The organism is Bartonella sp. LB28NMGDW (genome assembly GCF_042194435.1).
GTDB classification, from domain to species: Bacteria; Pseudomonadota; Alphaproteobacteria; order Rhizobiales; family Rhizobiaceae; genus Bartonella; species Bartonella grahamii.
This window is the reverse complement of sequence record NZ_JBHIMX010000021.1, coordinates 1-9894: the sequence shown is the minus strand read 5'-3', so window position 1 is coordinate 9894 and position 9894 is coordinate 1. Positions and strand designations below refer to the sequence as shown.

General features: G+C 37.3%; 5 protein-coding genes. All 5 read right to left on the bottom strand.

Features of this window, described 5'->3' with window-relative positions:
- Nucleotides 1-1706: 1706 nt before the first annotated feature.
- Nucleotides 1707-2333, bottom strand: coding sequence for a DNA-3-methyladenine glycosylase I (locus tag ACFIKG_RS08015; protein ID WP_375627255.1), 627 nt, complete (start codon nt 2331-2333; stop codon nt 1707-1709).
- Nucleotides 2311-3741, bottom strand: a complete 1431-nt coding sequence (gene xseA, locus ACFIKG_RS08010; protein ID WP_375627254.1) for an exodeoxyribonuclease VII large subunit — start codon at nt 3739-3741, stop codon at nt 2311-2313. Before xseA ends, ACFIKG_RS08015 begins: the two co-directional genes overlap by 23 nt.
- A gap of 401 nt (nt 3742-4142) precedes the next feature.
- On the bottom strand, nt 4143-5774 hold the full coding sequence (locus ACFIKG_RS08005) for an ABC transporter substrate-binding protein (protein ID WP_375652065.1): 1632 nt from the start codon (nt 5772-5774) through the stop codon (nt 4143-4145).
- Nucleotides 5775-6604: 830 nt separating this feature from the next.
- Nucleotides 6605-8236 (bottom strand): ABC transporter substrate-binding protein, encoded by a 1632-nt coding sequence (locus ACFIKG_RS08000; RefSeq protein ID WP_375649051.1) that lies wholly within the window; start codon nt 8234-8236, stop codon nt 6605-6607.
- A 927-nt stretch (nt 8237-9163) separates the two neighbouring features.
- Nucleotides 9164-9894, bottom strand: a 731-nt coding sequence (locus tag ACFIKG_RS07995; protein ID WP_375652064.1) for an ABC transporter substrate-binding protein, incomplete at its 5' end; no start/stop codon positions are given.

The window sequence follows — 9894 nt, the reverse complement described above, 5'->3', positions numbered from 1 at the left end:
GTTTTTGCTGAAACCTGTTGTACAACTACTCCCAGTGCCATAAGAGCAGCAACAATAGAGCTGCTACTTTTCAATATTATTTTCTTCAAGTTCATAAACGTTTCCCTTTATTTATTTTTTATTAATTAATGACGCTGAAATAACATGGCAAATTTATAATTATACACATTGAACAAATACATTCTAATCGCCTATACAGAGTCATCTACTTTATAAATTCATTGACTACATCTCAATCAAACCATAGCGAACATGCAATATATGTTTTGCTAACCAGTATCACATTCTTTCATAACCTTTCTTTGCATACGATAACGCCGTATACCAGCCCCATTAATCATCAAAAGGATAAGCCTTTTAGCCTCCAAAATGGTAAGCTTTAAAAAAAATCATTGCGCAAAAATTTATGAATTCACCACTCTATTACTTTAGGCGGTATTTAAAATAAAATACGCAAACTTCAAAAATTGTCATTCTCCTCAAACACTCAATTTCAAGATGCGGCACATCTTTACTACATGATCAAAACTGCACTAAAACAGCAGAAAGGCATAAGAAAAGATCTTTTCCAAAACTCTACCCCCACAAAAATCTGCTTAATCTTTTGAAAACCAAGTGTCAAAAGTTTTACGTTTTTACCAAAAAAACCAAACACGTTAACAAAAATAAAGGAATAATGAGAAGAATCACCCCTTGCAAGCTTTGTCTTTTGAGAGATAAAGATTGCAATAAAAGAATACACACTAAAATGCACTTCTCCATTGATAAAAACAAAATTCATTAGACTACCCCCAAAGACATAATGAATATAGACCCTTCTAAACTTTAGTGTGCATCACTGCTTTACCACTATAAAAATAGAACAGAAAACAACACACTGCAACAAAACTCTTGTTTCCAGCAGAAACATACAGAGCTTCAACTAAGTAATGTAGTGGATACAAGCCTGCGTGAGCTTAATCATTTTCCTAAAAATTGGAGAGCACACGCGGCAAAATCACTCTCTAATAGAAGAAAACTATCAGATAATAAAACCCAACACAAGCAGCTTAAGTCATTTAACTTCAATTTTTCATCACTGCATTTTATTTTTATTCCCTAGGTAAGTACTGAGCAATTGACCTACACATAAATAAACCAACAGTCATACAACCAAAGTAAAATATAACAATGCAACAACATCCCCCCTCTAAAAACCACTTTGCATTCGTCAATAAACACGAATAAAATATTCATTACTTATTATAACGGTCATGTCATTAACAGAAATAAAAACATCTCTTCTGAACCATTTCAAATGCCAAGAACTGTTGCACAACATTGAAAGCTAGTAAAGTGTGTGATGGTGCTGATTTTCTCTTTCATAAGTGTAAAGATAGAGTGCACAATGGATTGACTGTTATACCATTCATGAGCTGCGTCGCAAAATGGGCTTTGGTACACTAGATGTTTCTTTAAAACATACAAGACGTTACCATTATCTCACTTCAGATACATGACAGTTAAGATATCACTCCTTTTTGCATCTGTTTTTTTCATCTTCAAAATTATACCTTTATCGTTTTGAGTGCCAACAACAGTAGGAAATCATTGATATTGTATAGTTCAATTATCTTATACAATGGAGTTGTATAATCTATACATTTATTAAACAATTTAATTATTACCCTATTGATCATTACTCATACAAAAGAACGTTGGCCAATTTATCGACAAAAACATCCTTCAAGATGATCATTAACGATCCCTACGGACTGCATAAAAGCATAACAAATTATGGGACCAATAAATGTCCAGCCACGTTTCTTCAAGTCTTGAGAAAGACGAAGAGAAGCAGGGGTTGTGGGATGAGCCGACAGTGTTTGAAAGTCTATCTTTTCATAACGCTCTGATTGTGGTGGCTGAAAAGACCAAAAATAGCGAGACAAGCTCCCCCACTCTGTTATAATTTCTTGTGCTCTAAGTGCATTATTAAGCACTGATTGAATTTTTCCTTGATGGCGAACAATGTCTTTATTCTGCATTAACATTTTCACCTTTAGCTCATCATAATGAGCAATCTTTTTAAAGTCAAAGTGATCAAATGCAATGCGAAAAAAAGAGCGTTTTTTTAAAATTGTAAACCAAGAAAGCCCCGCTTGGAAACCTTCAAGAGAAATTTTTTCAAACAAACAGGTATCTTCAAAAACAGGTTTTCCCCATTCGTTATCATGATAAGCACAATAAAGTGGATCCGTTCCAGCCCATGCACAACGAACTTTTCCATCCGCTCCCTTAAGAAGACCTTCCGCAAGCATGGCATTAACCGTATTAAAAGAGAGTTCCTTGATCATCGCTTGGCGACTTTATCGGCTTGTGTTTTGAGCGTTTAGCGGAAACAGATTCTTGTGTTGCAACATTGATATCACCATCAAAAAAGCGTAAATTTATGTGCCCCGTTTCAGGAAACTGAGCCAAGCGTTTAATGGGCTTATTCTCTTTCCCCAAAACCAAAACAAAGCCGCGCTCCAAAATATTCTGATAAGAAGTGCTTTTTAAAAGCCTAAATGCAAGCTCCATTCGGGCACGTTTTTTTTCCACACTACGCACAAAAGCACGATGAAGGCGCGCCGTATATTCTTTTGTATTGCGGTGTGCTTTTTCATTATTTAACAAACGTAACGAAAGACGTAAACGAAGAGTATGAAAAGAAAAACGTTTTTTATCGTAGCTTACACAAAGAGCACGCTGTAATCGATTTGAAATTTCATCAAAACCACGCCGTGGTAGAGCGAAAAGTTGGTCGACAGTGGGAAGACCACGTCTGACTGCACGCAACTTTTGTTGATGAAAATCAAAAGAACGTACAAGTCCCTTGCGCAAACGTGCCCCAAGAGACGCAACACACACTTCAAGATCAAGCTTAACGGGAACAGCCTTTTCTGCAGCTCCTGTAGGAGTTGGAGCACGCCAATCAGCGACATAATCAATTAAAGTCCAGTCCGTTTCATGCCCAACAGCAGAAATAACGGGAAGAGCAGAGGCATAAACAGCACGAACAACAGCTTCGTCATTAAACCCCCACAAATCTTCTAAACTTCCCCCTCCCCGTGCAACAATAATAAGATCAGGTTTTGGAATAAGTCCTCCTGGAGCAAGAGCATTAAAACCTTCAACAGCAACAGCTACCTCTCTCCCACTTGTTTCCCCCTGAACACGTACAGGCCAAACCAAAATATGTAACGGAAAACGGTCGGATATACGATGAATAATATCACGAATAACAGCACCTGTTGGTGATGTGACAACGCCTATAATTCGAGGCATATAAGGCAAAGGTTTTTTCTTTGCTTCATCAAATAAGCCTTCTTCCACAAACTTTTTCTTACGATTTTCAAGAAGTGTCATCAAAGCACCAACCCCCGTTGGTTCAAGAGCCTCAATGACAATTTGATATTTCGATGACCCTGGATAAGTTGTAAGTTTACCAACAGCAACCACTTCCATCCCTTCTTCAGGAGGAAATTTGAGCTTTTCCATCACTCCACGCCAAATAACAGCTTCCAACCGTGCCTTATCATCCTTTAAAGCAAAATAAGCATGTCCTGAAGCATGAGTACCACGGTAACCTGATATCTCCCCACGCACCCGTACATAACCAAACTTTTCTTCAACAACACGCTTTAGAGCTCCTGCTATTTCGGAAACAGTAAATTCTGCCACATTTGTTACACCTGTTTTTTCACTAAACAAACTTACCATTTTTCAATTCTTTACGCCCGTTTCTGTAAATCTTTTTGAAACAACACAATCTTTAAAATTTTTATTTATAGCTTCATCAAAATATCCATAACACCGGCTAGAACAGCTTATATTTCGAATTTCAAACCGATTATCCGAGTTATAAAAAAGCTTGGAGCCGTTGTATGGGGATCTCCAGAGTTATTATTCCATCCGAAAGCTGTATCAATAGAAGTTAAAATATTCAATCTTAACATCCACACAAACACATCTTTCATAAGAATTCCTGAAATAAAATTCTCTACACAACATAGTAATCCATTCCCGATAAAATTCAACGTATTGCAAAGTGTTAAAGAGCTTTGCAATACATCAAATATATCATGATCATGTTTTTTATATTTTATAAACCTGATACCTTCTTATTTTTCAATTGCACTATAAAAAATACGTGGTGCACTATTCCAAACCCATTTTTTAACATCAGGTGTCATAGCTACAGTATGATACGTCTGATAGATAAAAGCATAGGGTCCTTTCTGCATAAATTCACGTTGCAAATCAGCATACATTTGCGCCCGTTTTTTGGGATCTTTTTCAAACAACGCATCTTGAACCTTTTGATTCATAGTTTCATCCAAATACCCATGGCACCAACTCGCATAGCCTGTATTTTTAGCCTCAAGCCGGTTATCAGGATTGTAAATAAGGCGTGAAGCCATTGTATGAGGATCCGCAGAATCATTATTCCATCCGAAAAAAATCGTATCAAAAGTACGTGCATAAAATTTTGAAAACAACTGCGTACCTACAAAACGTTCAATTTTAAAACGCACCCCAACCTTTTTTGCATTGTCTTGAAGGGACTGAGCAATTGGCAAAGCAAAAGGATAAGGAGATGCCCCTGCAAAAATATTGGCCTCAAAACCATCTGGATAACCGGCTTCCGTTAAAAGTTGCTTTGCTTTTTGAAGATCAAGTTTAAAGGGTTGTCCTTCTTTTTCATCCAAAGCCCCAAGATTACCAAGAGGAATAAAACTTGCACGTGGAACACCAACATCTTTGAGAAGAGTCTTACCGAGTCCTTCATAGTCAATAAGATAGCGCATCGCTAAACGCACTTTTTCATTGGCAAAAATAGGATTTGTCACATTGAACCCCCATATGATCACGGATGGCTCTAACACTCTTTCAACTTTAATATCCGTTGTTGCTTGGAGATCTGCCAAATCCTCTGGCATCAGATTACGTGCAACATCGATATCGTGTTTTTCCAATAATAAACGTTGCGTTCCAGGCTCCGCGACATGGCGAATTAAAATCTTCTTCAATTTAGGCGCCTCACCCCAATAATCGGAGCTTGCACGCAATAAAATCCCTTCTCCAGGGCGCCAACTCTCTAACTGATAAGGACCAACACAAGCAGAATGGCTTGCCAAATACCGGTTTCCCATATCACCATTTTTTTCGTGTTTCATGAGTGTCTCACGATCAAGCAAAGCAAGAGTACGACTAGTGGCAAAATGGCTAAGAATAAGCTCTGCTGGATAAGGTTTATCAAATTTCATCACCACCGTTTTCTCATCCGGTGCTTGAAAAGCCTCATCAACATTCTGTTCTGTGATACCATATTCATTAAATGTCGCCGCAGTAGCCATCTTCAATTTAACAACCCGCTTCATGCTCCAAATTAGATCATTGGCATTCGCAGGACGACCATCATTGAACTTCAAACCATCACGCAAATGAAAAGTAATCACCGTACGCTGATCATCACTTAAAACATCCCAACTCTTCGCCAAAGAGGGAACAAGTTTAGCTGCGTCATCTTTAGCTGGTTCAACTAAATTATCACAAACATTGACAAGAACTTCGTTACCATAACGGTCATTAATTTGTGCGGGATCAAATGTACTTATTGAATCAAGATTCCAAGCCATCACAAGCGTATCGGCAGGTGTTTTTGCTGAAACTTGTTGCACCAAAATCCCCAGTGCAATAACAGCAGAAACAAAAGCACTGCTCCCTTTCAATATTTTTCCTTTCAAGTTCATAGACTTTTCCTTTTAAAATTTATTGTATAAGTTCTCCATGCAACAATAACGTGCAATAAATAATAAGATTAGACTTAGAAAACATACCTCCTCGAAATAAAATTAAAAACTCAACAGAAAACGATCTGATATAAAACGAAGGTATTAGGCATAACAGCATCTGTTGGAGATATCACAGTGCTTACAATTTGGGACATATCAGGCAAAGTTTCCTTTTGCTTTATCAATCAGACCTTTTGCTTCAAATTTCTTTTTTGATTTTCTAAAAAGTGTCGCGAAAACACCACGTCCGGTTACTTCAAGAGCCTCAATAAAAATTTGATATTTTGATGATTTTGAATGAATTGTAATTTGCTGAAATTGATCATTTACCCTCCTTCTCAAGAGAAAATTTGAATTTTTTCATCACTCCCCATAAAATAATACCCCAATTGCGGAGTGTTATCTTTCAAAACAAAAGGAAACATAACATAGGCATCATAAAAAACTGATATTCCTCTTTGCCTCCACACCAAAACTCTTCTTCAACATTGCAAAGTCTTTGCTCCTTTAACAATGCTAAATACCACAACATTTGTTGTACTAATTTTTTCAGCAAATGAATTGATCTCTTTTCAATTCATGGAAGTTGAAATATTAAGTTTAAACATCCAAGCAAGCACATCTTTAATGAGAATGAAAGATCCCTTAATAGAAATCTTGCAAAGACACTCAGCAATATATCCTCTATTATTCACAATCTTCAACGTATTGCAAAACATTTAAGAACTTTGCAATACGTCAAATATATCATGATCATGTTTTTTATATTTTATAAACCTGATACCTTCTTATTTTTCAATTGCACTATAAAAAATACGTGGTGCACTATTCCAAACCCACTTTTTGACATCAGGTGTCATCGCTACAGAAACATATGTCTGATAAATAAAAGCATAGGGTCCTTTCTGCATAAATTCACGTTGCAAATCAGCATACATTTGCACCCGTTTTTGGGGATCTTTTTCAAACAACGCATCCTTAACCTTTTGATTCATACTTTTATCAAAATACCCATGGCACCAACTAGCGTAGCCCGTATTTTTTGCCTCAAACCGATTATCTGGATTGTAAATAAGACGTGAAGCCATTGTATGGGGGTCCGCAGAGCCATTATTCCATCCGAAAAAAATCGTATCAAAACCACGCGCATAAAATTTTGAAAACAACTGCGTACCTACAAAACGTTCAATTTTAAAATGTACCCCAACCTTTTTTGCGTTGTCTTGAAGGGACTGAGCAATAGGTAAAGCAAAAGGATAAGGAGATGCCCCTGCAAAAATATTGGCCTCAAAACCATCCGGATAACCTGCCTCTGTTAAAAGTTCCTTTGCTTTTTGGAGATCAAGTTTAAAGGGTTGTCCTTCTTTTTCATCTAAAGCCCCAAGATTACCAAGAGGAATAAAACTTGCACGGGGAATACCAACATCTTTGAGAAGGGTCTTACTGAGTCCTTCATAATCAATAAGATAGCGCATCGCTAAACGCACTTTTTCCTTAGCAAAAATAGGGTTCGTCGTATTAAAACCCCATATAATCATGGAGGGCGCCAACACTTTTTCAACCTTAATATCCGTTGTTGCTTGGAGATCTGCCAAATCCTCTGGCATCAGATTACGTGCAACATCGATATCGTGTTTTTCCAATAATAAACGTTGCGTTCCAGGCTCCGCAACATGGCGAATTAAAATCTTCTTCAGTTTAGGCGCTTCCCCCCAATAATTGGAGCTTGCACGCAATAAAAGAGCTTCTCCAGGACGCCAACTCTCTAACTGATAAGGACCAACACAAGCAGAATGACTTGCCAAATACCGGTTTCCCATATCGCCATCTTGTTCGTTTTTCATGAGTGTCTCACGATCCAGCAAGGCAGCAGTGCGATTAGTGGAAATATTGCTAAGAATAAGCTCTGAAGGATAAGGTTTATCAAATTTCATCACCACCGTTTTGTCGTCCGGTGCTTGAAAAGCCTCATCAACGTTTTGTTCTGTAATCCCATATTCATTAAATGTTGCCGCATTAGACAATTTCAATTTCACAACCCGCTTCATACCCCAAACAAGATCATTGGCATTGGCTGATCTACCATCGTTAAACTTTAAACCATCACGCAAATGAAAAGTAATCACCGTACTCTGGTCATCACTTAAAACATCCCAACTCTTTGCCAAAGAAGGAACCATTTTAGCTGCATCATCTGTAGCAGAAACGACCAAATTATCACAAATATTGTTAACCACTTCAATTCCATAACGGTCATTGAGTTGTGCAGGGTCAAATGTACTTATTGGATCCAGATTCCAAGCCATCACAAGCGTATCGGTAGGTGTTTTTGCTGAAACTTGTTGCACAAACATCCCCATTGCAAGAACAGCAGAAACAAAAGAACAGCTCTTTTTCAATATTTTTCTTTTCACGTTCATAGACTTTTCCTTTTAACGTTTATTGTATAAATTCCCTATGCAGCAAAACGTGCTTAATAATTAAGTTTAGACGAACTATAGGCTCCTAAAGACCAAGCTTTAAAATATTTAAGAACAAGCACCTCTTGCCAATGACTCCTCCTGCCTACACTTGTAAGCCAAACCAAAACATACAAAGGAAAACACTCTGGTATATAATGAACACTCACCAACAACAGAGCTTATTCACGATATCATAACGCCTACTATTGAAGACTATAAAACCAATATTTTTTCTCTATCTTGTTAAGCAAGCTTGTCTCTTTTATTTCTTCCAGCGTTTTGTATACCATCAAAGCACTAGCCCTTTCGGCTCACGTACCTTAATAACAAAGAGCTTTCATAATAATTTGACGATTTGATAAAACAGGAAAATTCGTTAGTTTGCCAAGTGCAACGACTTTTATTCCTTTTTCAAAAGGAAATTTGTTTTTTTTCATCACTCCCCGTAAAATAAGACCCTCCAATTGGTATCTCATCATCTTTCAAAGCAAAAGAAAATATGAACACCATAAAAAACTGAATCCCTTGTGTACCCACCCATACCAAAACTTTCCTTCAACATCGAAAAACCTTTACACCTTTAACACTACTAAATTCCACGACATTTGTTACACTTAGTTTTTTTATGTTACACTCAGTCTTTTAACAAATAAATTGATGACTTTTCAATTCAGAGAAATTGAAATATTCAATCTTAACATCCACACCAATACACCTCTAATGAGAATGAAAAATCCCTTTAAACGAATGTCTTAAAAAGACATTCAACAGTATATCACGCATTACCTATAATCTTCGACGTATTGCAAAGCTTGAAAATTTATACAATACGCCGAATATATCATGACAATGTCCTTCATCTATTGAACAGCATTGAAGACACGCTTATTTTTCAATTTTACTATAAAAAATATGCGGTGCACTATTCCAAACCCACTTTTTGACATCCGGTGTCATCGCGACGACGCCGTATTTCTGATAGATAAACGCATAAGGTCCTTTTTGCATAAGTTCACGTTGTAAATCAGCATATATTTGCACCCGTTTTTGCGGATCTTTTTGAAACAACGCATCTTCAACTTTTTGATTCATCTTGGCATCAAAATACCCATGCTGCCAACTAGGATAAGCTGTATTTTTTGCCTCAAACCGATTATCTGGATTATAAACAAGACGTGAAGCCATTGTATGAGGATCCGCAGAATCATTATTCCATCCGACAAAAATTGTATCAAAAGCTCGAGCATAAAGTTTGGAAAACAACTGTGTACCTGCCAATCGTTCAATTTTAAGACGCACACCCGCCTGCGCAGCACTATCTTGGAGTGACTGAGCAAGTAATAAAGTATAAGGAGTGTTTGATACGAGAAAATTTGCCTCAAATCCGTTCGGATAACCAGCCTCTGCTAAAAGCTGTTTGGCTTTTTGAATATCAAGCTTAAAGGGTTGCCCTTCTTTTTCATCCAAAGCCCCAAGATTGCCAAGAGGAATAAAACTTGCCCGTGGGATACCAATCCCTTTGAGAAGCTTCTTGCCAAAACCTTCATAATCTATAAGATAACGCATCGCCAAGCGCACTTTTTCCTTAGCAAAAATGGGATTCGTCGTATTGAATC

Coding starts and splice junctions, on each gene's coding strand:
- xseA (WP_375627254.1), bottom strand. CDS start 3,741: ATGGTAAGTTTGTTTAGTGAAAAAACAGGTGTAACAAATGTGGCAGAA.
- ACFIKG_RS08005 (WP_375652065.1), bottom strand. CDS start 5,774: ATGAACTTGAAAGGAAAAATATTGAAAGGGAGCAGTGCTTTTGTTTCT.
- ACFIKG_RS08015 (WP_375627255.1), bottom strand. CDS start 2,333: ATGATCAAGGAACTCTCTTTTAATACGGTTAATGCCATGCTTGCGGAA.
- ACFIKG_RS08000 (WP_375649051.1), bottom strand. CDS start 8,236: ATGAACGTGAAAAGAAAAATATTGAAAAAGAGCTGTTCTTTTGTTTCT.